The sequence below is a fragment of the Saccharothrix sp. DSM 118769 genome (assembly GCF_052936295.1).
Window position 1 is genome coordinate 5975560 of record NZ_CP193627.1, and the last position, 22395, is coordinate 5997954.

Below are 22395 nucleotides of genomic sequence, written 5' to 3' on the forward strand. Positions count from 1 at the left end.
CGTTCACCGGCCGGCGAGCGACCGGCGCAGCAGGTCCTTGTCGGGCTTGCCCGCGTCGGTCAGCGGGAGCCCGTCCACCAGGTGCACCCGGTGCGGCGTGAACATGGTGCCCTGTTCGGCCGTGACGAAGGCGCGCACCTGTTCCGGTGCGACGCTGTGCCCCGGGCGCGCCACGACGGCGGCGTGCAGCGACTCCACCGCGTCCGCGTCGGTCACCCCGAACACCGCGACCTGGGCGATCGCCGGGTGCCGCGCCAGCAGCTCCTCCACCTCGGCCGGGTACACGTACCCGCCCTCCACGATCACCCTCTCCCCGATCCGGTCGCACAGGTGCAGGTAGCCCCGCTCGTCGAGGTAGCCGACGTCCCCGGTGCGCACCTCCCCGTCGCGCCACACCCGCGCGGTCAGCTCCGGGTTGCGCCAGTACCCCTTCGCGGCCGTCGGCGACCGCACGCAGACCTCCCCCGCCTGGCCGGTGGGCACCTCGTGGCCGTCCTGGTCGCGGATCGTCACCCGGGCCCCGGGCACCGGGCGTCCCGCGGTGGCGAGCAGCTCCGGTTCCAGGTGCTCCTCGGCGGACAGCTCGCAGATCACGCCCGCCTCGTTCTGCGAGTACACCTGCACCAGCACGGGACCGAGCAGTTCGACGGCCCGCGCGAGCCTGGTCGGTGACGCGGGGCAGCCGCCGTAGCTCACCGAGCGCAGGCTGGACAGGTCGTGGTCGCCCAACGCCGGGTGGTCGACGACCCGGTACAGCATCGGTGGCGGCAGGATCAGCTCGGTCACCCGGTGGGCGGCGACGTCGGCGAGCACCTTCGCGGGGTCGAAACCCCGGTGCAGCACCAGCCGACCGCCGAGGCCGAGCACGACCTCGGCGGACAGGCCGCCGGCGTGCGACAGCGCCGTGCAGAGCAGCAGCACCGTGTCCGCGTCGACCACCGCGCCCATGCGGTCGAAGAGGCTCGCCTGGGCCGCCCAGGTGACCTGGATCGCCTTGGGGACGCCGGTCGTGCCGCTGGTGTGCCGGACGTAGCAGACGTCCTCGGCGTCCACGTCGCTCGGCGTGACCGGATCGCCGGGGGCCTCGTCGGCCAGGGCCAGCACGTCCTCCCCCGCTCCCGTGGGGCCGAGGCCGAGCACGGTGGCGACCGGCGCCCGTCCGAGCAGCTCGGCGGCCCGCCCGGCCGACGCGGCGGGCACCACGAGCACGTCGGTGCCCACGGCGGCGACGACGGTCGCCTGCACGACCGCCGCCAGGCCGTTGCCGAGGTACGTGGTCCTCGCGCCGAGCAGGTTCGCCGCGTACTTGGCGGCCACGACCTCGACCCGGTTGTCGGACAGCAGGGTCACGCTCGACCCCCGCCGCACCCCCTTCGCCGCCAGCACGTGCGCGAACCGGTGGACGAGCGCCAGCAGGTCGCCGCGGCGGACCGCGGTCCCGTCGGGTTGGTGGCAGGCGACCCGCTCGGGTCGCCTGCCGAGGCTTTCCAGGACCGCGTGCGTGTAGTTGTGGTTCACCGGCCCGCGCCTTCCGGATCGGGACACCGTCCGCCGGACCGAGTCACCGCCGGTCGAGCCACAGCGTCCAGGGACGTACTTCCTTGATGCGCAGCACCCCGTTGAGCGCCCACGGGTCCTCGGCGAAGACGGACCGCACCTCGTCCTCGTCGGCCGCCACCACGGCGAGCAGCCCGACGTCCTCACCGCCGCCGTCGCCGATCGGGCCGCCGAGGATGATGACGTCGCGGTCGAACAGGTCGTCGGCGAAATCCGAGTGCCCGTCCCACTCGGCCTGCTCCCGGATGCCGCGGGCGGGGTCCCAGCGGGGTCCCTTCGCGGTCGTCACGGCGAAGACGGTCACGGTCATCTCCTCGTCCTGGTCGTGGCAGGGCGCACTACGGGTCGATCCCGAAGGACTTCAGCGGCAGCACGATGGTCTTGATCTCCCCGTGCACGACCCGCGAGAGGAAGGGGGAGGCCGCGATCGTCCGCCGGCAGACCTCCGCGGCGATCGCCCGGGTCTCCTCGCGGTTCCGGCTGACCCGGAACAGGGTCACGTACAGGCGGTCCCGCACGACCTGGGCGTGCACGCGCTCGATCGAGTCCTCGGGCGTCGCCGCGGCCCACGTCGCCTCCACGGTGGCGTTCTCCACCGAGGCGTCGTCGGTGTGCGAGCCGTGCAGCCGCAGCACCACCGTCGCGTGGTTCACGCGGCCCCGCCGGTGCTCGGCCCGGCGGGCACGGGTGCGAAAACCCGAATGATCTCCGACATGACGGGTTCGTCCCCAGGGGTAGTTCGGGTTCGATGCGCGAATCCTGCCCGGAAGTGCAGTGCCCGCCCGGGAACGCGCCACGACCCGGCAAGATCTGCTGCACTGGGGTCCGACCGGCTCGACCGGTTCGACCATCGGCGCTCTCCCTCTCCGTTGGGGGGTCCAAGCCTTCCTGCGACCGCACGCACCACCGTATGACCAGGCCGGGAACACCAACTAGGGCGAAGTTGACATGGACGAGTCGCACCTGCGCAGGTGGCGCCCCCCGCAGTTGGCGGGGGTCGAAGTGCTGTCCGGGCGCATCCCGAACTACACCCGCCCGCGGTTCACCCTGAGCAGCGGCTACACGATCAAGATCAGGCACGGCGACGCCCCGCCGCCGGTGCGGTACCGCGGCCGGGAGCAGGAGTCGGGCGCCGCGGGCGCGGTGACGGTGGTCGAGCCGGACGAGGTCGTGCAGGCGCTCGGCGGGAACGAGCCCAGGGCCGAGTTCGACCTGCTGCTGGTGGACGCCGAGCTGATGCCGCGCGCCGCCACCGGCCCGCCCAGGTTCCACCGGCTCGCCCACCCCGACCGCGGCCTGTTCGACGGCATCGCCGCACTGCACCGCGGTCTGGTCCACAGCACGGACCGGCTCGCCCTCCAGTCCGCCCTCACCATCCTGCTCGACGACCTGGTCACCCGGCACGCGACCGCTCCCGGCCCGGACGACCGCGCGCTCGGCCCCCCGGCGCTGCGGCGAGCCCGGGACGTCCTGCACGACCGGCTGGACGCCAACGTCAGCCTCGACGAACTCGCGGCCGTGGCCGGCTGCGGCAAGTACCACCTGGTCAGGAGCTTCCGCCAGGTCTACGGCGTCCCACCCCACCGCTACCGCACCCTGCTGCGGCTGGACCGGGCCACGACGATGCTGGCGAAGGGCCGTTCGGTGGCGGACGTGGCCGCCACCCTGGGCTACTGCGACCAGAGCCAGCTCAACCGGCACTTCCGGCAGGCGCTCGGCATGAGCGCGGGCGCCTACGCCAAGACCGTGCGCTAGCCGCCACCGACCGGTGGCGGCCGGCCGATCAGCTCTTGCCCCGGTCGCCTGCTCGTCGCCGCCGACCCGGGCAACGCGCCAGGTCGGCGGCGACGACGACGCGGGCGGTGAACGCCACGGTGGCCAGCGCCTCGACGATCGACACGGCGAGCAGGTCGGCGCGCACGTCGGCGGCCGTCCAGTAGAGCGCGGTCGAGAGCAGGGACGGGACCGCGAACACCAACAGGTCCACCGCCAGCTGCCCGGACTTGTCCAGCCGCCGCAACGGGGTGTCGCGGTGGACGGACTCCCAGGCGAGCACCGCGTCCTCCCGGCCCCCGGCCCCGACCAGCGCGGAGGCCAGGTGCCGGCGCAGGTAGTCGCCGATCGCCGACACTTTCTGGTCGTTGGTCAGGTAGGTCCAGCCCAGGACGAGGCACACCAGCGGCACGAGGAGGAGCAGGTGCGGCCGGGTGGGTGGTTGGACCACCAGTGCCAGTGTCGCCGTCAGCGTGGCCAACGCGGTGTAGGTCAGGCGGTCCCGCAGGGCGATCCGCGACTTCTGCTCGGCTTTCAGGGCCTCGTACTCGGCCAGCAGGAAGTCCTTGAGCACGTCTTCCGATGTGGTTCCACGGTTCCGGGTTCCGTTCATCCGCTTGTCGTCACTCCTCCGTCGGTCTCGCGCGTGCGAGGAGGTGTTCCCGTCAGTCCGACCACGTGTCCGCCCACAGGCTCCGGCGGTCGCGTTCGAGGTCGAGCCAGGCCGGCCCGTGGTGGGCCACGGCCTCCAGGACCGGGAGGGCCGCGTCCATCCCGGAGGTCGCCGCGGCGAGCCGCTCCAGCTCGGACTCGTCGTCGACCTCCGTGTCGCTCTCGACGTCGAGGCGTTCGCTGACCCTGAGGATCTCCGCGCCGTCGAGCAGGCGGAGCCGGAACTCGCGGTTGTGCACCTTCCGCGGGGGCTCGCCGGGGATCTTCCTGGCCGACCTCTCCCGCAGGCGCAGCGAGGCCGACGCGATGCGGTCGTAGCCGAAGACGTCCCAGTTCTCGTTCTTGACGTCGCCGGTGGTGAAGTCCAAGTACACGCGCGAGGCCCGGATGCCGTACTTGGTCAGCAGGATGACGGTGACCAGGTACGCCTCGTAGCGCGGCGGTCCGTGCACCACCGCCCCGCGCCGGGCCCCGGGGGCCGGTTGGTTGATGACGACGTGCGAGACGAGGTCCTGCTCGGCGATGTTGCCCGCGCGCAGTGCCGTGGCCTTGAGGTGCGCCTTGTCCAGTGCCAGCCAACGAGCCATCTCGCCGTCCGTCGGCCGGTCGTCCAGGTCCTTCCGCCACCGGCGGTACTCGGCCATCTCCTCGTCGAACAGCTCGTTGGCCTCCTTGACCGGGAGCAGGGCGGCACGGCCGGCCGCGACGACCTCCACCAGCGCGGGCAGGGCGAACCAGCCGCCCCCCGCGATCGGCACGACCTGCCAGTGCTGCGCCACCAGCAGCAGGAGGGCCAGGCCCACCAGCGCCGCCAGGGCGCCGGCAGCCTGCCACAGGCGGGCGCCGCCGGGTGCGGTGGGTTCCGGCTGGCCGTACGGGTCGTGGTGCGGCCACCGCCGGGCGACTCGCCGGGCGTGCCAGTCGAACAGCCACTTCAGCTGCTTGACGTCCTGCTGGTCGTGCCGGAGCTGGGTGTTGAACCGGTGCTTGAGGCGCGTGCGGTACCCGACGGCGTATCGCGGCCACTCCTTGGCGTACTCGGGGCGCGCGTCGCGGAAGCAGCGCTCGATGAGCTTGTCGACGTCCGTCGGTCCGGTCTGCTCGCCCTCCGAGGTGTCGCGCCGGAGGGCGAGGTCCAGCAGGCGCGTGGTGTGCTCGATGCCGTAGCGGGCCATCACGGCGCAGCCCGCCACCAACAGCAGCACACCCAGCCAGGAGACGAACGTCATCGAGCCGAAGAACAGGGTCGAGAACGACAGCAGTGCGACCGCACCCCCGACCACCGCCGGTTTGCGGTCCTTCGGCGCCGGGAGGAGCATCCGCCGCTCGTACCGGGTGGGCGGCACGGGATCGGGCTCGAAGAACTTCCGCGCCCGGCCGGAGCGGTTCCCGGAGGTGCGCTCGGTGCCGACCTGGTGCTTGCGCTCGGCGTTCAGCTGCCGCTCGACCATGCCGTCGACCAGCAGCGACAGGTGCCTGCTGATCTCGTCCTGCCGATCGGCGGGCAGCCTGCCGAAGGCGGACACCGCCGCGAACGAGCCGTCCGCCTCGTTCGTCCGGAGGTGGTCGAGGAGGCTCCGAACCACGCGGTGAGCCCGCTTCCACTTGTCCTCCGGCAAGGACTCGCAGAGCTTCCAGGCGTCGCGGATGCCGGTGGCCAGCTCCGCCGTGAGGTCGCTGGAGCTGCGCTCGCTGAGCACCGAGAGCACGTAGTAGTAGGCGCGTTCGGTCGACTGGTCGCCGTTGAAGACGAGAGCGCCGAACAGTTCCTCGGCGCGCCTCGGGACACCGCCGGCGAGGTAGGCGAGCGCGACCTCGTGCCTGCGCCCAGGGTTGTCGTTCTCGCCGATGTTGTAGATGGTGTCGTTGTGGTAGACGCTCTCCACGAGCACGCCGATCTGCTGGTCGACGTGGGCGTTGCCGGAGGCGACGTTCTGGTTGTCGACGTCGAGCAGGTCCCCGATCACCGGGACCTCCTGGTCGAGCCGAAGTTGACGCCGATCTGCTGCCCCACGCGGGCGTTGCCCCGCGCGGTGTTTTTGTTGTGCACGAACGGCATCGGGAGGGACGGCCCCTCATCGGTGGTGACGTCCTCGTCGGGTTCGAGCGCGGTGATCAGCGCGATGGCGAACGCCGCGGCGTTGCGCGCCGCGAGCCGCTGCCCGCCCGCGCGGTCCGCCTTGCCCTTCTCGCCGTTGGCGTGGTCGCTGATGCCGCGCACCGCCACCGCGTGCACCCGATCGCCCAGGTGGGCGGCGTGCGCGAACCCGGAGCCCTCCATGTCCACGGCCACCGCGTCGTTGTAGGAGGTGTGCAGCCTGCGGGCCAGCTCCGAGGTGCGGGAGTCGAGCACGACGTCACCCACGGCGATGGGCTCGAAGCAGGCGACCGGGGCGTCGCCCTCGGCCCGGTCGGGGAGGAACGCGTGCCAGGCGTTGCCGCGCACCAGCCTCCTGGCCTCCTGGTCGAGGCGGTGCGAGACGGACCAGGCGGAGGGGCGCACCAGGAACTCGTCGTCCTCGCTGCGCCCGCCCTGGTAGGAGTAGATCTTGGTGGCCACGACGACGTCGCCGATCGCCAGCCAGTCCCGCAGGCCGCCCGCGACGCCGACGAACACCATGGCGGTGGGCGCGAACTCGGTGTTGGCGCGCTCGGTCAACGTGGCCGCGGCGGTGGTGCCCGCCCCGGTCAGCGCCAGGGCGACGCGGTGCCCGGGGTGGCCGGCCACCGTGCCGACGTCGAACACGGTGCCGGACGGGTGCCGGTGCGGTCGCACGCCCTCCAGGTGCTCGAGCACGGCCGCGTGCTCCACGTTCAGCGCAGTCATGATCACGTTCACGGTTCTCCACTCCAGGGTTGTCGGGGCGCGAGGGGAACAAGCGCCTGCGCGGTGGGTCGCCGCGGTGGGTGACGGGTTCGCCGACCGGGCACCGCGGGACCCGGTCTGCGGCGGCATCAGCCCCCGACGGTGGTCTCGTCCCAGTCGCGCGCCCACTGCTCGCGGCGCTCGCGGTCGCGCAGGATCCAGTTCTCGCCCTCGGAGACGATCGACTCCAGGACCGGGATCGCCTTCCTGACGCCCGACGTCTCGTAGGCGACGTCGGCGAACTCCGCCGCGGCCTCCTCGTCGGACGGACGTTCCTCCAGGCAGTCCACTTTGAGCTTGATCTCCTGGCCGCTCATCAGGGCCATGCGGAACGTGCCGCTCTTCACGTTCTCCACCGCGGGATCGGCCGTGCCGTCGGTCGTGGTGCGCACGCCCCTCTCCTCCGTCCAGGCCGACGCGATCTTGTCGTAGCTGAAGACCTGGCGCGTTTCGTTGCGCGCCTCCCCGGTGTGCGCGTCGAGGTGGACCTTGAAGGCGCGCACACCGTGGTGGGTGAGCAGGAGGAGGTGGACGTTGTACGCCTCGTACCGGGGTGGTCCGTACTGCACCCTGCCGCGCCGGGCGAACGGTGCGCGTTCGGTCAGCACCAGCACCTCGACGACCTCCTGCCTCGGCAGTCGGGCTCGCTTGATCGCGTCGGACACCAGGTAGAACTTGTCGAGCGTGTACCACCAGGCGATCTGCGCGTCCTTCGGCCGGTCCCGGAGCGCGTCGACGAGGGCCAGGTGCTCGTCCAGCTCCTCGCGGTGGACGCGGGCCGCTTCGGCTTCGGCGGCCCGGTTGGCGTGCCGCGTCGCGGCCACGCGCACGCCGTGCTTGAGGACGAGCCGGCCGGTCGGCACCAGGACCAGGACGGCCGACAGCTCGCCGGCCAGCAGCGCGCCGCACGAGCCGGCCAGCGCGGCGACCACGCCGAGCCGGTAGCCCCACACCGCTTTGCGCACGTCCCGGTCGGCGGCCCCGCCTCCCCACGGCCACTGCGCGTACAGGCGTTCCGCGTGCCAGTCGACCAGCCACCTGACGTTGGCCGGGGTGATGTCCTCCGCGTGGTACGACCAGGTGATCCGCTTCTTCAGGTGCGTGCGGTGGCCCTTGGTACGGCGATCCCACTCCTCCGCGCCCGGGGTGCCCTTCTTCGGCCCGACCTTCCGGAAGCGGTGGTCGACCATGGCGCTGATGTCCCTGTCGAACCTGCCGGCCGGCTGGAAGTCGGGCGGTGCGGGCTGCTCCCGGTTCCCGAGCCGGGCCACGGCACCGCAGCGCAGCACCAGGTAGCCGCCCGCCGACAGCAGGAGCAGTTCGAGCAGCAGACCCGAGCGGAACGGTCCCGACACCAGCAGCAGGACCCCGAGGAGCACGCCCACCACGGCGACGGCGCTCCAGGCGCGGTCCTGCGCCCTGGGCTTGAGCAACGGCGGCAGGTACGGCTTCGGCTCGGCCGGATCGGGTTCGAAGAACTTCTCGGACTGGCTCCTGCGCTCCGGCACGGTGCGCTCCTTGAGCATCCGGGCCTTGAGGTCGGCCTCCCAGCCCTCGTCCCGCACGTCCTTGATGACCGCGTCCAGGTGGCGGAAGATCTCCTCCTGCCGCACCAGGGGGAGGACTTCGAGCAGGCCGAAGGCGTAGTCCCGCCCGCTGTCGGCCTCGCGGCGGTACACGCGGCGCGCCCAGCGCAGGAGTTCCCAGACCACGTCGAACGCGACCGACCACCTGTCGTGCGCCGCCGCGGAGCAGATCCGCCTCGCCTCCTTGAGCCGGTCGAGCAGCGTGCCCGTCAAGTCGACGAACGACCGCTCGCCCACCACGGCCAGGGCGTAGTGGTAGGCCCACTCGGTCGAGGTCCAGCCGCTGCGCAGCAGGTCGTCGAGGATCTCCTCCGCGCGCCGCGGCGCGCCGGCGTCGAGGAGGTTGCGGGCCACCTCCAGCTTGCGCTCGGGCGGATCGCCCTGGTTGACGTGGTAGGTGCGCTGGTCGTGGTGGATGGTCGTGTCGCCGACGTGCACGCCGATCTGCTGGTCGACGTGCGCGCCCTCCGAGGCCGAGTTCTGGTTCTCGACGTGCGGCACGTCCTGGTCGTCCGGTCCGGTGCTCACCGCCGGCCTCCCGTCCGCCCGGTCCCGAGGTCACCGGGTGCGGCGTTGTCGCGGACCACCGGCGACGCGGACGTCGCGGCGGGCGGCGGAGTGCGGTCGTCGATCAGGATCACGGTCATCTGGTCACCCCAAGGCGGTCCGCTGTCGCGGCTGCGCCGTCGTCGTGTGCTCGAGGTCTGCGGAGGGCGAGTTCCGCGGCACGGCCTGGTCGAACTCCCTGCGGCAGCAGTCATCGCAGGTGGTGTGGAGCCGGAGGGGAACGCGGCCCGAGGCCGCGGGTGGGGTAGACGGTAACGCGGTCCAGCATTTCTCGTCAACATGACGATAAAGAGGATCACGCGGGCCGCGCCCACTCCGAGTAGAATGTTGCAAGTGGACGGATGATCGTCCGGCGGTCGCCACCGCGGTCACTGAAAGCGACGATCATGGCCAACAGGACGTGGAAGATCCCCGAGATCGCGATCGCCGTCGATCTCGCCGTGCTCACCGTTCGGGAGGGCGCCCTCCAGGTCATGCTCGTCGAGCGCGGCATCGAGCCGTACCTCGGGAAGTTGGCCCTGCCCGGCGGTTTTCTCTTCGACGCGAACGAGGGCCTGGACGCCGCGGCGGAGCGCGAGCTCGCCGAGGAGACCGGCCTGGACGCGAACGGCCTGCACCTGGAGCAGCTCAGGACCTACGGTGCGCCCGACCGGGATCCGAGGCAGCGCGTGGTGACGGTCTGCTACCTCGCGTTCGTGCCCGGGCTGGCGGCGCCGACCGCGGGCGGTGACGCGCGGGCGGCCGGGTGGGTGCCCGCGGCGACCGCGCTGCACCCGGGCACCGAACTGGCGTTCGACCACAGGTCGATCATCGAGGACGCCGTCGAACGGGCCCGGGGCAAGTTGGAGTACACGACCCTGGCCGCCGCGTTCTGCGGGCCGGAGTTCACCGTCACCGAGCTGCGGCGGGTGTACGAGACGGTGTGGGGCGAGGCACTGGACCCCCGCAACTTCCACCGCAAGGTCACCGGGGCCGAGGGCTTCCTGGTCCCGACCGGGACTCAGACGACGCGGGACGGTGGACGTCCCGCCGCGCTCTACCGCCGCGGCCCGGCCGACGTGCTGCACCCGGCGATGCTGCGCCCGCCCTCCCCCAAGCCGGACACCAGCCGAACCTCCTGACGACCGCGTCCCGGACGATGTCGCGGTGGTCGAAGGCGACGCGCGCCGCCGCGGACAGGAACTCGGGCAGCGCCACCCAGCGGGCCGCGTGGGCGTCGCTGCCACCGACCACCGGCGGCGACCCGGCCAGATAACCGTGGAAGGCCACGCTCACCACGGGCCCGCGCGGGTCGCGGCCGGGCTCCCGGTAGCAGCCGAAACGCCTCAACCGGTCGCGGGCGACCTCGACGCCGGTCTCCTCGACCAGCTCCCGCACGGCCGCTTCCGGCACGCTCTCCCCCGGTTCCACGAAACCGCCGGGCAGCGCCAGGGCCGCGCGGAACGGCTCCTTGCCGCGCTCCACCGCCAGGACCGACAGCACGCCGTCCCGCCGGGTGAACAGCACCACGTCCGCCGTGAGCCTGCTGCCCGCAGGCCACGATCCCTCGTTGTCCGTCATGCCCCCAGGCTAGGTTATTGTCAACCTGACACCAAGTGGCCATGTGGGTGACTTCCGCTCCGTTGAGCCAATTGTCACAACAACAAAATTCGGCAGGCGGAACCCGCTCAAGAGGTGGTCGGGCGCGGACCCGTCATGGGCGGCGAGATCGCGGTGGCGCCCCCGGCCCGGTAGAGCGCCGCCGGACGACCGTTGGGGGTGGGGCGCTTGCCCCCCGTGGGCACGACGAAGCCGTCCGCCTCCGTGACCTTGCGGTAGAAGTTGGGCTTGTCCAGCTCCACGCCCCAGACCGCCTCGTACACCTCGCGCAGCTCACCGATGGTGAACTCCTCGCCGCAGAACGCGGTCGCGATCGTGCGGAACTGGAGCTGGGCGCGGGCCAGCTCCAGGGCGTCGCGCAGGATCTCGTCGTGGTCGAAGGCGAGCCCCGCCCGCTGCGCCCGCGCGACCGGGAGCCACTGCGCCGCCCGCGCGTCCGACCCGGCGCTCGGCAACGGCAGGTCGGGCGCGATCGCCAGGTAGGCGCAGGTCACGACGCGAGGGCTGCGCGGGTCGCGGTCCGGGGCGGAGTAGACGCCGACCTGCTGCAGGTGGAGCTTCTCGGCGTCGACGCCGGTCTCCTCGGCCAGCTCGCGCGCCGCCGTCTCGTCGAGGCTCTCGTCACCGCGGAGGAAGCCGCCGGGCAGCGCGAGCCGACCCGCGAACGGCTCGGTGCCGCGCTCGATCACCAGCACGCACAGCTCACCGTCCCGGATGGTCAGGATGACGAGGTCGGCGGTGAGCGTGACGGTCTGCCTGGGGCGGCTCATGCCGGCGAGGATACGAGCACGAGCACGGACGGCGCCTCTCCAGCGGCAGCCCGGATCGCGACCGGCCATTCCCGAACCGGGTGAGGCCCCGCGCCTGCGGCTCGCAGACCGTGGTCACGGTCGGGAGGACCCGGTGTCCACCGGGCTCGCGGCACTCCCGCCCCCGCCCCCGACCCCGACCGTCGAACCGAAGCGTTTCCGCGGGTGATCCCGCTCGTCGATTCCGCCTGACCGACGAGCGGGCCTGCCGCTGCCCGTCTACCTCGCAGGCGACGCGGTGGTCGTCCCTGCCTGACGGTCCGGCCGGGCGACCGCCTGCCCGACCTCTCCACGACGTCGGGCAACTCGTCGGTACCGAACTCGACCACCGGGCCGGACAGCTCCGGTTGCGCTCGGGCGATGCCACGGCGTCCGCCGCGTCCGGCCACCGCGGCAGCGCGGTGGCCGGACGCGGGTGGTGTCAGGGCTTGAGGACGACCTTCTCGCAGTCGTCCTGCTTGTTCTTGAAGATGTCGAAGCCGCGTTCCGCCTCGTCGAGCGGCAGGGTGTGGGTGATGATCCGGGTCGGGTCGATCTCCCCGCGCTCGATGCGCTCCAGCAGCGGCTTCATGTAGCGCTGCACGTGGCACTGCCCGGTCCGCAGGGTCAGCGACCGGTTCATCCACGCGCCGGCCGGGAACTTGTCCAGCAGGCCGCCGTACACGCCGATCACCGAGACCACGCCACCGCTGCGGCACGACAGGATGGCCTGGCGCAGCGCGTGCGGGCGTTCGGTCTCCGACCGCACGGCCTGCTTGACCTTGTCGTACGCGGAGATGTGCGCGCTGCCGTGACTGGCTTCCAGGCCCACCGCGTCGATGCACTTGTCCGGTCCGCGCCCGCCGGTCAGCTCCAGCAGCCGGGAGCGCACGTCGACCTCCTCGAAGTTCACCGTCGCGTACCCCGCCTGTTCCGCCATCCGCAGCCGGTAGGGCTCCTTGTCGATGGCGATGACCTGCGCGGCGCCGAGGACCCGGGCGCTGTCCATGGCGAACTGGCCGACCGGGCCCGCACCCCACACCGCCACCACGTCGCTGGGCCGGATGTCGCACATCTCGGCGCCCATGTAGCCGGTGGGCAGGATGTCGGAGAGGAACAGCACCTGCTCGTCGCTCAGGTCCGACTCGATCTTCAACGGGCCGACGTCGGCGAACGGCACCCGCGCGTACTGCGCCTGGCCGCCCGCGAAACCGCCGGTCAGGTGCGAGTAGCCGAAGATCCCCGCGACCGGGTGCCCGAACAGCTTCTCCGCGATCCCGGCGTTCGGGTTGGAGTTCTCGCAGCACGAGTACAGCTCGGCGGAGCAGGCCCCGCACGCGCCGCAGGCGATCGGGAACGGCACGACGACCCGGTCCCCGACGCGCAGCCGACCCGGGTCGACGCCCGGTCCGACCTCGACCACCTCGCCCATGAACTCGTGCCCGAGGACGTCGCCGTCCTGCATGGTGGGCACGTACCCGTCGACCAGGTGCAGGTCCGATCCGCAGATCGCGGTGGAGGTGACCCGGACGATGGCGTCGCGGCTGTTGAGGATCTTCGGGTCCGGCACGTCGCGGACCTCGACCTTGTTGCGGCCCGCCCAGGTGTTCGCCCTCACGCGCCCGCTCCCTTCTCCAGTTCGGCGTCCGACAGCGGCTGCGCCGGGTGCTGCGGGAACTCCGCGCGCGCCCGCTTGCCCCACGGGGCCCCGTCGGACCGGACGACCTCGCCGGTCTCCAGCACCTGCTTGAACCGGCGCAGGTCGTCGTCGAGCTGCTGGTGCGGTTCCTCGCCGAAGTACTTGGCGACCGCCTTGCCGACCGCGCCGCCCGGGATCTCGTACACCAGGACGACGTGCACCTCGGTGCTCGCACCGTCCGGGGCGGGCACGAACCAGACCGTGCCGGCGTTCGGCACGTCGGCCTTCCCGGTCGACCGCCACGCGATCTTCTCGCCGGGCGTCTCCTCGGTGATCTCCGCGTCCCACTCGACGTTCTTGCCGAACGGGGCGTCGGCGACCCAGTGGCTCGTCCGGCCACCGGTCTCCCGCACCTCTTCGAGGTGCGCCATGAACGTCGGGAGGTTCTCCAGGTCGCGCCAGAACGCGTAGACCTCCGAGGTGGGTTTGCGGATGGTCGTCGTCGCTGTCAACTCCACGGGTTCTCCTGTGCGTACGCCCCGCGCCGTCTGCACGGGGCTGGTGCGTGCCGCTCGGGTGGCCCGCACGGCGGTCATCAGGTCCAGCACCGTGATCCCGGCGACGGCGCCGGTGACCCCGACGAGCCGTCGTCGGCGGTGCCCGCCGCGGTGGGCGAGGGCCAGTCCCAGGGCGGTCAGGTCCATCGCGTCGCCCGCGACCCTGGTCCACGCCCACGCGCCCTTCCGCCGGCCGGCCAGGAGCCCGGCCGCGTGGACCAGCTCCCGCGCTCCGACGACCGGCACCACCGCCCGCGATCTCGCGGAGTCGTCCACGCCGCTGATCCGGCGCACCGCACCCGGTGCCGCCAGCTGCACCACGCCCAGGGCGAAGCTCAACCACCCCAGCCGCCGGCCCCGCTGCCGCACCTCGTCCTGCCTTCCCCGTCCTCTCGCCAGGCTCGCCGATCGGGTCATGGGCAGCCTCCGCATCCGGTCGCGCACTGTCGGACGTCCCGGTGCACGACGCCCCGGGACGCGACTGACACAGGCTCGGCTACCCGTGGGAAACCGGGTCAACCCACCGATCGACCACCGCGTGGGGACGGCACCCGGTCGTGACGGGCGCGATCACCGTGGGCGGTGGCGGACGCCGCGTGCGGCGTGACCCGGGGACCACCCCGAGGTCACGCCGCACGCCTGCCGGACCGTCGTCCCGCGACCCGGGCACCGGGTCAGGTGGTCTCCTTCACCGGCACGGCGACCGACTCGACAGCCGGCACCGCGACCGACTCGACAGCCGGCACGGCGACCGACTCGGCGGCCGGCACGCGGACGGGCCTGCGGCGCGGGCGGGCCCAGGCCCTCATCACGGGGCGTTCCACGAACGTGAACATGAGCCAGCCGACCAGCAGGGTCGCCGCGAAGAGCAGGACCGCCACGGCCACCGCGGTGGCCGTGCCGAACGGGCCCTCCGGCAGGAGCGTCCGGCCGTAGAAGATGACCACGCCCTGGCAGAGGTAGAAGCCGAACGACACCTCGCCCAACCAGACGGCGACCCTGCCGCGCATGCCGCTCGGCCTGTTGTCCACGTCCGCCGTCGCCCAGGCCAGGATGACCAGCGCGACCGGGACGATCGTCGCCACCACGAACCCGAAGGCGAACGGGAGCACGAGCGCCGCGGCGTACCCGACCGGGACGGACAGGGCGGCGGGCAGCAGGCCGACGTGCGGGACGCGGCCCTTGATCACCGCCCTGGCCAGCAGCATCCCCAGCACGAACTCGAAGAGCCTGGGCAGCGGGAAGATGTAGCCGAACCAGAACTGCGTGGTGGAGACGGGTGTGATCGGGGACTTCGGGGTGTCCGGGATCAAGGTCAGGTTCACCACCTGCACGGCCACCATCGCCACGACCGCCATCGCGGCCCAGAACCACAGCCGGTTGTCCGCGATCCGCCGCACCGGGCGGATGATCAGCGGGAACAGCAGGTAGAACAGCAGCTCGCTGCACAGCGTCCACGCGGGCGGGTTGACGTTGACGTACACCGCCGGGTCGGGCGAGAACGAGTGCAGCAGGAACAGGTTCGACAGCCAGCCCGACACCGGTGTCGTGGCCCCCGCGAAGAGCACCATCGCGGCGATGAACACCACGACGTGGTTCGGGAAGATCTTCAGCACCCGGCGCCGCCAGAAGGCGCGCATGGGCTCGCCCTCCACCGAGGACCAGGTGAGCACGAAACCGCTGAGCACGAAGAAGAACGACACGCCGAGGTAGCCGGCCTTGCTGAAGAACCACTCCAGCCCTTCGGCGAGGCCCTGGTCGCCGAAGGGGTTGACCGGGTCGTTCGGCGGGATCGGGGAGTTGAACAGGGTCAAGTGGAAGAAGAACACCAGCAGTGCCGCCGGGAAGCGCAGGCCGGTGAGCGACGGCAGGGGTGGCCGCCGGGTGTCGGGGGTGGACATCACTACCTCGGGATCTCGTTGCGGTAGACCATGATCTTGGCTTTCTCGGCCACGTAGTAGTTCTGCACGGAGTAGGCGATCGTGGCGAAGTCGAGGCGGCCGTCGCCGTTGAAGTCGGCGGTGGCGATGCGCGCGACCGACTCGTCGGCGACCCGCCACTTGGTCCAGACGCCGCGGGCGGCGTCGATGGCCTTGTAGTAGAAGACGCCCTGCCACGGCCACGGCCCGCGCAGCGCCACCAGGAACTCGTCGTCGCCGTCGCCGTCGAAGTCGGCGCACACGACCTGGTGACCGGGGCCCTCGCCGTTGTCGTTCGGGTCGCCGAAGACGTCGAGCAGGTGCCGCCGCCAGCCGCCCTCGCCGTCCTTGGTGTAGACCGCGACGGTGTTGCCGTGGAACGGTTCCAGCGCCGCCACGTACGCCATCGGGTCGCCGCCGAGGCCGCCCGCGTCGAGGTCGCCGCTGCCGCGGAACCCGGTCCGCTCGAACTGGGTCAGCTCGCCGGTGCCGACCAGCTCCTTGACCCAGCAGCGGCGCTCGGGGTCGTGGTGCAGCCACGTGACGCCCTCGTCGGAGGCCAGCAGCAGCGAGTCGAGGTCCGAGCCGGGGACGAGGCCCTTCTTCTTCTCCGCGCCGTGGATCATCCGGAACGAGTGGTCGTCGACCACGGTCATCGGCCACTCCTCGGCCGCGTGCACGTCGTCGGGCTGGGTGAACATCACCAGCGGCAGCACGGCGTGCACGTCGGCGGTGGCCACGATCGGCACGCCGATGACCTCCAGCCGCTCGGACTGGGTGAAGTGGCCGACCCGCAGCCGGTGCATGCCGGTCGCGCGCCCGATGTAGTGCCGCTTCCAGCGGGCGTCGGTCTTGTCCGCCGCGCCGGGGTTCTCCACCCAGTCGATCTTCCCGCCCCGCGGATCGGGGTCGACGATGGTGCCGATCGGCCCGTACAGCTCGTGGCAGACGACGATGTCGGGCAGGCCGTTGCCGCTGACGTCGGCGAAGTCGGCGCCCACGGGCATCCGGAACCCGTCGACGGCGAGCTTGCGCGGCCAGCCCGGCCGGTCCTGGTACCAGTAGATCTCGCCGAGGCGCAGGCCGTAGCCGAACAGGTCGGGCCGGCCGTCGCCGTCGATGTCCGCGGCCTCCAGCCAGTAGCCGTCGCGGAGCTGCTCGGCGACGACTTCGCCGGTGAACTTCGGTGGGGTGAGCATCATCGTCCTCCGGTCCGGTGGTACTCGACGGCCAGCCACACGCAGTCGGTGTCGGCGCGGTACTGGTGCCACGGGTAGGTGAAGCCCCCGTCGGGGCGGGTGCGGCAGAACGGCACGGGCGGGGTGTGCCCGGGGCCCATGAGCTGGTCCTCGTAGAGGGTGGCGTGGTCGTCGGCGCGGAACTTCTGCATCCGCCCGTGGCCGTGCACCTGGCTGTGGACCTCGATGAAGTCGTGCCGGTCGTGGATCGAGCAGTCGGTGCCGGCGGGGGCGAACCACAGGTTCACCCGGATCTCGAAGGTCCCGACGCCCTCGGGCCGCTCCTCGCCGAGCACCAGGGCGGCGTCGAACGCGGTGGTGCCGACGACGGCGCGAGGGCCCCGGTACAGGCCGGTCGTGCGGGGGAAGCCCGGCAGGACGTCGGCGAAGTGCTGCCAGCCGGGGGCGGTGGTGATCGCCGCGATGTCGTCCGCCGCGTCGTCGGGGACCCGCAGCAGGGCCACCCGGTCGGCGCGCACGACCGTCGAGTCGACCAGCACGGTGGAGGAGAACGGCGGCAGCGGGCGGGTGGGCGGTTCCCCGACCAGGGCGGGCGTGTGGGCGAGGTTCACCACGATCGTCCGGCCCGGGACCGCGAGCCCGGCGGCGTCGGTCACGACGGTGGTCTCCACGAACCCGTCGGCCAGGGCGACCGCCGTGACCGCGTTCGCGGCGACGGCGGCACGGGCGGACGCGGTGCCGGTGGGCGCGGACGCGGTGGGCGCGGACGCGGTGGGCATGGACGCGGCGGACGCGGTGCCGGTGGGCGCGGCCATCACGCCGCCATCGCTTCCGGCTCGACCTGGCGGCCGGGCACGAACGGCAGGACCGCCTGGCCGTCGCCGAAGTAGTGCGCCAGGGCGCCCACCACGCGCTCGGTGGCGTTGCCGTCGCCGTAGGGGTTGGCGGCCGACGCCATCAGCTCGCGCTGGGTCGGGTCGTCCAGCAGGCCCGTGACGTGCCGCACGACCTGCTCGCGGGTGCGGCCGACCAGGCGCGCGGTGCCCGAGGCCACCGCCTCCGGCCGCTCGGTGACGTCGCGCAGCACGAGCGTCGGCTTGCCCAGTGCCGGCCCCTCCTCCTCGGCGCCGCTGCTGTCGGACAGGATGAGGTCGCTGCGCCACATCAGGCGGCAGAACTCCAGGTACGGCAGCGGGTCCACGACGGTGATGTTGGGGACGCCGCCGATGAGCGGCAGCAGCCCTTCCCGCACGACCGGGTTGCGGTGCAGCGGGACGACGATCCGCACGTCCGGGCGCTCGGCGATGTCGCGCAGCGCCTGCCCGATCTGGGGCAGCATCCGCCAGGACTCGCGGCGGTGGGCGCTGGCGACGATGATCCGGCGCGGGTCGTCGTCGAGGTCGGCCAGGGCGGGGACGACGGCCGTCTGCGGTTGGCCGCTCGCCCAGCGCAGGGCGTCCACGACGGTGTTGCCGGTGACCACGATGCGCGACTCGCTCACGCCCTCGCGGATGAGGTTGGCGCTGTTGCCGGGGGTCGGGGCCAGGTGCAGGGCGGAGATCTGCGCGACCAGGCGCCGGTTGGCCTCCTCGGGGAACGGCGAGTGCAGGTTGCCGCTGCGCAGCCCGGCCTCGATGTGCACCACGGGCACGTGGTTGTGGAACGCGGCCAGCGCGCCGGCCAGGGTGGTGGCGGTGTCGCCGTGCACGAGGACGGCCTCGACCCGCTCCCGGGCCAGGTAGTCGGAGAGCCCGCTGAGCGCCCGGTGGGTGACCTGCGACAGCGTCTGCTTCGGGGCCATGACCCCCAGGTCGACGTCGGGCTGGATGCCGAACGCGTCGAGGGTCTCGTCGAGCATCTGCCGGTGCTGGCCGGTGGACAGCACGACGGGTGAGAAACGGGGGTCCTCGCGCAACATGCGGATGACCGGCGCACACTTGATGGCCTCGGGACGGGTACCGAGGACTACGGCTATGGAGCGCATGGCGTCCCTTCGATGTATTTCCTTCGACGTGGGGGTCTGGCTCGAATTCCGGCAACAATGCGCGATCGGTGATCCGATATTAGGGCTCGATCAGTGCCGGAAGGAACGGTGTTCAACCGACAACCCGTCGCCGGTTGCACGCGTCTTCATTCGGAGGAATACAGCGGATAAAAGTGCGCGGGGCACACGCAGGGTGGCACTGACAGGGTCAGGTTCACGCCACCGGAGGAGCCCCCGGTGCGGGACAATGGCGCCATGGACACGGAGTTGGGTGACTTCCTGCGTTCCCGCCGCGCCGCCCTGCGGCCGGAGGAGTTGGGCCTGGCCTCCTACGGCAGCCGTCGCGTGCCCGGGCTGCGGCGCGAGGAGCTGGCGCAGCTGGCCGGCGTCAGCGTGACCTACTACACCCGCCTGGAGCAGGGGCAGAGCCAGAACGTCTCGGACAACGTGCTCGACGCCATCGCACGGGCGTTGCGGTTGAACGACGACGAGGTCGCCCACCTGCGTGACCTGGCGAAACCCATCCGCCGCAAGCGCGCCAACCCCGCGCGGGCGGAGGCGGTGCGGACCTCGACGGCGCAGCTCATCAGCGCGATGGAGGGCGTGGCGGTGGTGGCGATGGACCGCCGCAGCGACGTGCTGGCCTGGAACGCCATGGGGCACCAGCTGCTCGCGCCGCACTACGCCGCGGACAGCCCGCGGTCCAGCGCCGAGCGCCCCAACCTGACCAGGATGCTGTTCCTCGACCAGGCCACCCGCGAGCTGTACGTCAACTGGGAGGACGAGGCGAAGCGGTCCGTCGCGTCGCTGCGCCTGGTCGCCGGCCGCCACCCGGACGACCGCCACCTGGCCGAGCTGATCGGCGAGCTGTGCATGAAGAGCCAGTTCTTCTCGGCCCTGTGGTCGCGCCACCCGGTGCTCAACTGCACGTTCGGCGTGAAGTACTTCGCGCACCCGCAGGTGGGCCGACTCGAATTGCAGTTCGAGGTGGTGCAGATGCCCGACGATTCGGCGCACCGAATTCTGATGTACAGCGCGGAACCGGGTACTCCCGCCGAGGCGGCGCTGCGCCTGCTGGGGCGCGGCCAGGCGGACGAGGCCGCCGTGCCGATCCCGAGGGTGGTCGAGCGCTCGCACCGCGACCGCTGACGACGTGGCCCGGGCCCGGCGGTTCCCGCGGGAACCGCCGGGCCCGGGCCGTGTCAGGCGCCGGCCGTGTCGGGCACCGACCGTGTCAGGCGCCGACCGCGCGCCGCCGGTGGTCGAGCTGCGTGGCGAGCTTCACCCACCCGCCCGCGCACTCCGCGGCCAGGTCGACCACGAGGTCCACGCAGTGCGCGGGCAGCGTCTCGGCCAGGCGCCGCCAGTCGCCCACGGCGGCGTGGGCGTCCAGCAGCCGCAGCAGCAGCCTGCCGTCCTGCGCCCCGCGCAGGGACGGGTCGTGGCGCAGGAGGGCGAGCGCCGCGCGGCTGTCCGAGGCCGGGGTGGTCCGCACCGCCCGCACGGGACCGCGGTCGGTGCGGCCCCGCGACGGCACGATCTCCTCACCGCGGCGCAGCCTCGTCCGCACGTCGCGCGCCGTGCCGACGGAGATCCCGGCGGCCCGCGCCACCTCGCGCAGCGTCGCCTTCGGGTAGCGGGTCAGGTAGCGGGCCGCCGCCTTGCGGCCGTCCGCGCAGCTCACCGGCCGCACCCGGCCGTCCCTGCCGATCCGGGCCGCGGCGGGTGTCCCCGTGCGGACCCGGATCGCCGCCACCGTGCCGGCGGACAGCCCCGTCGTCGCGGCCACGCCGCGGTCCGACGACTCCGGGCAGGAGCGGAGCATCTGCTCGGCCAGCGCGATCCGGTTGGCGAAGGTGAGGGGCGTGCCGTCCTCGTGGTACGGCCCGGCGGTCGTGGACGCGACGCCGGCCGGGCCCTGGACCGCGATCACGCCGGCGAGATCGACATCGAGTGGCGGAAGTAGTCCGTGGGGTCGTAACGGCGCTTGACCTCACGCAGTCGCGGGAAGTTCTCCTTGAAGTAGAGCTGTTCCCACGACACGCCCGAGCGGTTGTGCGCCGGGTCCGCCATGTCGTTGTCCGCGTAGTTGACGTAACAGCCGTCCGTCCGCTCGCCGGGCACCGGCACGCCGCCGGTCTCCGCGAAGAAATCGGAATAGAGGCCCCGCAGCCAGCCCAGGTAGAAATCGTCGTCCTCGGGCCGTTCCCAGAACGTCTGGAAGCACATCTTGTAGGTGGAGTTCCGCTGGGCGGTGGCGGTGGCGTCGGGGGCCACGGCGTTCACCCGGCCGCCGGAGGAGAACAGCACCAGCATCGTGTCCGGGTTCGTGAAATCCGGGCGGGTCATGTAGTCGTAGAGCGTGGTGATCTGCTCGGGCGTGAACGCGGCGAGCATGTACGCCGACTTGTGCGCCCCGCGCGAGGTCGGGTTGGTGATGGTCGGGTTGTTGGTGCCGACCAGGCGGGTGGCCTGGAGCCACGGCAGCTCGCGCGGCGCCTCGTACCCGGGCAGCGGCCCGATCTCGCCGATCGCCCGGTTCGCCGAGCGCGGCGTCACCCCCACGCCGGCGGTGATCGCGGCCAGGTAGTCCGACAGCAGCTGCCGCGCGCCCGGCACGGTGGCGTCGACCTGCGTGAACATCCCCAGCCCGCCGTGCGCCTTGGCGCTGACGTTGAACAGGCTGCTCAGGTGGACGAACGGCGAGTCCGGGGCCGAGTTGGCCAGGTGCCAGGAGTCGAAGTTGGAGATCAGCCGGGCGAACGACGTGCGGTCCATCTCGTCCCACGGGAACTCGATGGCGCTGACCAGCACCGTCGACGGCGGGCTGACGAGCTGGTCCTCCGGCTTCGTCCCGTGCGCGTCGGGCGAGCGGAACCAGTAGCGGGTGATCAGGCCGAAGCTGCCGCCGCCCCCGCCGGTGTGCGCCCACCACAGGTCGCGGTTGGGGTCGTCGGCCTCGCGGCTGGCGATGACGCGGCGGACCCGGCGGTGGCGGTCGACCACGACGACCTCGACGGCGTACAGGTGGTCCACGGTGAGGCCGTGTGCGCGGGAGAGCAGGCCGAAGCCGCCGCCCGAGACGTGGCCGGCGACGCCGACGCCGTAGCAGATCCCGCCGGGGACGGTGACGTTCCAGTTCTTGAACAGCGCCTCGTAGACGTTCACCAGGCGCGCGCCCGCCTCGACGACGAACGCGCGGCGCTCGGCGTCGTACGCGATGCCGGTCATGGGCGAGACGTCGAGGATGGCCTCGGTCTCGGAGTGGCAGACGTAGTCGGCGAAGCAGTGGCCGCCACCGCGCAGGGACACCCGCTTGCCCGCGGCCACGGCGTCGCGCACGGCGCGTTCGGCGTCCTGGGGGGAGGTGATCAGGCGCACGTAGTCGGGCTCGGCCACGTAGCGCTGGTTGTTGCCCGTGCGCAGTTCGGCGTAGCGCGGGTCGTCGGCGCGGATCGTGGGCCCGGCGGCTCGCGACGCGGCCTCCTCGGCCGGGGTCGCGGCCGAGGTGCCGGGTACGGCTGCCACGGCCCCTGCTCCGAGGGCGGCGGCAGCCCCCACTAACAACGAGCGGCGTGATGTGTTCGAGTTCCCCAGCATCGATGACTCATTTCTCAAGATATGACGGGATGTCATGAACCGGCACGTGGTACCGGACAATCGCGTAAACGATTCTTCGGGGCATTGCG

Annotated in this window: 20 protein-coding genes and 1 pseudogene; 3 read left to right on the top strand and 18 right to left on the bottom strand. The window is 72.2% G+C overall.

Annotated elements, in window-relative coordinates; all coding sequences use genetic code 11:
* Positions 1 to 3: 3 nt before the first annotated feature.
* The 3 genes from ACRAKJ_RS25240 to ACRAKJ_RS25250 are packed head-to-tail and all read right to left on the bottom strand — an operon-like array spanning position 4 to position 2210.
* Entirely contained in the window at positions 4 to 1518 is a 1515-nt protein-coding gene (locus ACRAKJ_RS25240; RefSeq protein ID WP_438919426.1) for an AMP-binding protein, read from the bottom strand.
* 43 nt (positions 1519 to 1561) lie between these two features.
* Entirely contained in the window at positions 1562 to 1861 is a 300-nt protein-coding gene (locus tag ACRAKJ_RS25245; protein WP_438919427.1) for a YciI family protein, read from the bottom strand.
* Between the two features lie 34 nt (positions 1862 to 1895).
* Positions 1896 to 2210 (bottom strand): hypothetical protein, encoded by a 315-nt coding sequence (locus ACRAKJ_RS25250; protein WP_438919428.1) that lies wholly within the window; start codon positions 2208 to 2210, stop codon positions 1896 to 1898.
* A 295-nt stretch (positions 2211 to 2505) separates the two neighbouring features.
* On the opposite strand from ACRAKJ_RS25250, the gene ACRAKJ_RS25255 reads away from it, so the two are divergent.
* Positions 2506 to 3312: a helix-turn-helix domain-containing protein gene (locus tag ACRAKJ_RS25255; RefSeq protein WP_438919429.1), complete on the top strand. Its 807-nt coding sequence runs from the start codon at positions 2506 to 2508 to the stop codon at positions 3310 to 3312.
* 28 nt (positions 3313 to 3340) lie between these two features.
* Here ACRAKJ_RS25255 and ACRAKJ_RS25260 read toward each other — a convergent pair whose 3' ends face one another.
* From ACRAKJ_RS25260 to ACRAKJ_RS25280, 5 genes are all read right to left on the bottom strand, one after another.
* Positions 3341 to 3904: a hypothetical protein gene (locus ACRAKJ_RS25260; protein ID WP_438919430.1), complete on the bottom strand. Its 564-nt coding sequence runs from the start codon at positions 3902 to 3904 to the stop codon at positions 3341 to 3343.
* Between the two features lie 91 nt (positions 3905 to 3995).
* Positions 3996 to 5969: a hypothetical protein gene (locus ACRAKJ_RS25265; RefSeq protein ID WP_438919431.1), complete on the bottom strand. Its 1974-nt coding sequence runs from the start codon at positions 5967 to 5969 to the stop codon at positions 3996 to 3998.
* A complete protein-coding gene (locus tag ACRAKJ_RS25270; RefSeq protein WP_438919432.1) occupies positions 5966 to 6829 on the bottom strand; it encodes a phosphorylase family protein in 864 nt (287 codons plus the stop codon). The genes ACRAKJ_RS25265 and ACRAKJ_RS25270 overlap by 4 nt, the downstream gene beginning before the upstream one ends.
* Before the next feature lie 128 nt (positions 6830 to 6957).
* The gene (locus ACRAKJ_RS25275) at positions 6958 to 8982 is read right to left on the bottom strand and encodes a hypothetical protein (protein ID WP_438919433.1); all 2025 of its coding nucleotides are present in this window, start codon (positions 8980 to 8982) and stop codon (positions 6958 to 6960) included.
* Entirely contained in the window at positions 8979 to 9101 is a 123-nt protein-coding gene (locus ACRAKJ_RS25280) for a hypothetical protein (RefSeq protein WP_438919434.1), read from the bottom strand. The genes ACRAKJ_RS25275 and ACRAKJ_RS25280 overlap by 4 nt, the downstream gene beginning before the upstream one ends.
* A 306-nt stretch (positions 9102 to 9407) precedes the next feature.
* Here ACRAKJ_RS25280 and ACRAKJ_RS25285 point away from each other — a divergent pair, with 306 nt between their 5' ends.
* Complete coding sequence (locus ACRAKJ_RS25285) at positions 9408 to 10142, top strand: NUDIX domain-containing protein (protein ID WP_438919435.1); 735 nt, start codon at positions 9408 to 9410, stop codon at positions 10140 to 10142.
* A 19-nt stretch (positions 10143 to 10161) separates the two neighbouring features.
* On the opposite strand, the pseudogene ACRAKJ_RS25290 reads toward ACRAKJ_RS25285, so the two are convergent.
* The 8 genes and pseudogenes from ACRAKJ_RS25290 to wecB form a co-directional block, all read right to left on the bottom strand.
* Positions 10162 to 10581, bottom strand: a pseudogene (locus tag ACRAKJ_RS25290) (NUDIX domain-containing protein); the annotation flags it as partial.
* Positions 10582 to 10688: 107 nt separating this feature from the next.
* Positions 10689 to 11390, bottom strand: a complete 702-nt coding sequence (locus ACRAKJ_RS25295; protein WP_438919436.1) for an NUDIX domain-containing protein — start codon at positions 11388 to 11390, stop codon at positions 10689 to 10691.
* 460 nt (positions 11391 to 11850) lie between these two features.
* Entirely contained in the window at positions 11851 to 13026 is a 1176-nt protein-coding gene (locus tag ACRAKJ_RS25300; RefSeq protein WP_447008690.1) for a zinc-dependent alcohol dehydrogenase, read from the bottom strand.
* Complete coding sequence (locus ACRAKJ_RS25305; protein ID WP_438926746.1) at positions 13023 to 14021, bottom strand: SRPBCC family protein; 999 nt, start codon at positions 14019 to 14021, stop codon at positions 13023 to 13025. Before ACRAKJ_RS25305 ends, ACRAKJ_RS25300 begins: the two co-directional genes overlap by 4 nt.
* A 257-nt stretch (positions 14022 to 14278) precedes the next feature.
* Positions 14279 to 15505, bottom strand: a complete 1227-nt coding sequence (locus ACRAKJ_RS25310; RefSeq protein ID WP_438926745.1) for an acyltransferase family protein — start codon at positions 15503 to 15505, stop codon at positions 14279 to 14281.
* 2 nt (positions 15506 to 15507) lie between these two features.
* Positions 15508 to 16722 (bottom strand): FG-GAP repeat domain-containing protein, encoded by a 1215-nt coding sequence (locus ACRAKJ_RS25315; protein WP_438926744.1) that lies wholly within the window; start codon positions 16720 to 16722, stop codon positions 15508 to 15510.
* Entirely contained in the window at positions 16722 to 17537 is an 816-nt protein-coding gene (locus ACRAKJ_RS25320) for a hypothetical protein (protein ID WP_438926743.1), read from the bottom strand. The genes ACRAKJ_RS25315 and ACRAKJ_RS25320 overlap by 1 nt, the downstream gene beginning before the upstream one ends.
* Positions 17537 to 18706, bottom strand: a complete 1170-nt coding sequence (gene wecB / locus ACRAKJ_RS25325; RefSeq protein WP_438926742.1) for a non-hydrolyzing UDP-N-acetylglucosamine 2-epimerase — start codon at positions 18704 to 18706, stop codon at positions 17537 to 17539. Before wecB ends, ACRAKJ_RS25320 begins: the two co-directional genes overlap by 1 nt.
* Before the next feature lie 255 nt (positions 18707 to 18961).
* Between wecB and ACRAKJ_RS25330 the strand changes: the two genes are divergently transcribed.
* Positions 18962 to 19855, top strand: a complete 894-nt coding sequence (locus tag ACRAKJ_RS25330; protein WP_438926741.1) for an MmyB family transcriptional regulator — start codon at positions 18962 to 18964, stop codon at positions 19853 to 19855.
* Between the two features lie 85 nt (positions 19856 to 19940).
* On the opposite strand, the gene ACRAKJ_RS25335 is transcribed toward ACRAKJ_RS25330, so the two are convergent.
* Both ACRAKJ_RS25335 and ACRAKJ_RS25340 read right to left on the bottom strand, forming a co-directional pair.
* On the bottom strand, positions 19941 to 20639 hold the full coding sequence (locus ACRAKJ_RS25335) for a hypothetical protein (RefSeq protein ID WP_438920827.1): 699 nt from the start codon (positions 20637 to 20639) through the stop codon (positions 19941 to 19943).
* Positions 20636 to 22234, bottom strand: a complete 1599-nt coding sequence (locus ACRAKJ_RS25340; RefSeq protein WP_438920826.1) for an FAD-dependent oxidoreductase — start codon at positions 22232 to 22234, stop codon at positions 20636 to 20638. The genes ACRAKJ_RS25335 and ACRAKJ_RS25340 overlap by 4 nt, the downstream gene beginning before the upstream one ends.
* Positions 22235 to 22395 lie beyond the last annotated feature (161 nt).

What these genes read in the sequence shown, in the direction of transcription:
- ACRAKJ_RS25255 (WP_438919429.1), top strand. Translation starts at nt 2,506, where the DNA reads ATGGACGAGTCGCACCTGCGCAGGTGGCGCCCCCCGCAGTTGGCGGGG.
- ACRAKJ_RS25270 (WP_438919432.1), bottom strand. Translation starts at nt 6,829, where the DNA reads ATGACTGCGCTGAACGTGGAGCACGCGGCCGTGCTCGAGCACCTGGAG.
- ACRAKJ_RS25280 (WP_438919434.1), bottom strand. Translation starts at nt 9,101, where the DNA reads ATGACCGTGATCCTGATCGACGACCGCACTCCGCCGCCCGCCGCGACG.
- ACRAKJ_RS25285 (WP_438919435.1), top strand. Translation starts at nt 9,408, where the DNA reads ATGGCCAACAGGACGTGGAAGATCCCCGAGATCGCGATCGCCGTCGAT.
- ACRAKJ_RS25295 (WP_438919436.1), bottom strand. Translation starts at nt 11,390, where the DNA reads ATGAGCCGCCCCAGGCAGACCGTCACGCTCACCGCCGACCTCGTCATC.
- ACRAKJ_RS25305 (WP_438926746.1), bottom strand. Translation starts at nt 14,021, where the DNA reads ATGACCCGATCGGCGAGCCTGGCGAGAGGACGGGGAAGGCAGGACGAG.
- ACRAKJ_RS25310 (WP_438926745.1), bottom strand. Translation starts at nt 15,505, where the DNA reads ATGTCCACCCCCGACACCCGGCGGCCACCCCTGCCGTCGCTCACCGGC.
- ACRAKJ_RS25315 (WP_438926744.1), bottom strand. Translation starts at nt 16,722, where the DNA reads ATGCTCACCCCACCGAAGTTCACCGGCGAAGTCGTCGCCGAGCAGCTC.
- ACRAKJ_RS25320 (WP_438926743.1), bottom strand. Translation starts at nt 17,537, where the DNA reads ATGGCCGCGCCCACCGGCACCGCGTCCGCCGCGTCCATGCCCACCGCG.
- wecB (WP_438926742.1), bottom strand. Translation starts at nt 18,706, where the DNA reads ATGCGCTCCATAGCCGTAGTCCTCGGTACCCGTCCCGAGGCCATCAAG.
- ACRAKJ_RS25330 (WP_438926741.1), top strand. Translation starts at nt 18,962, where the DNA reads ATGGACACGGAGTTGGGTGACTTCCTGCGTTCCCGCCGCGCCGCCCTG.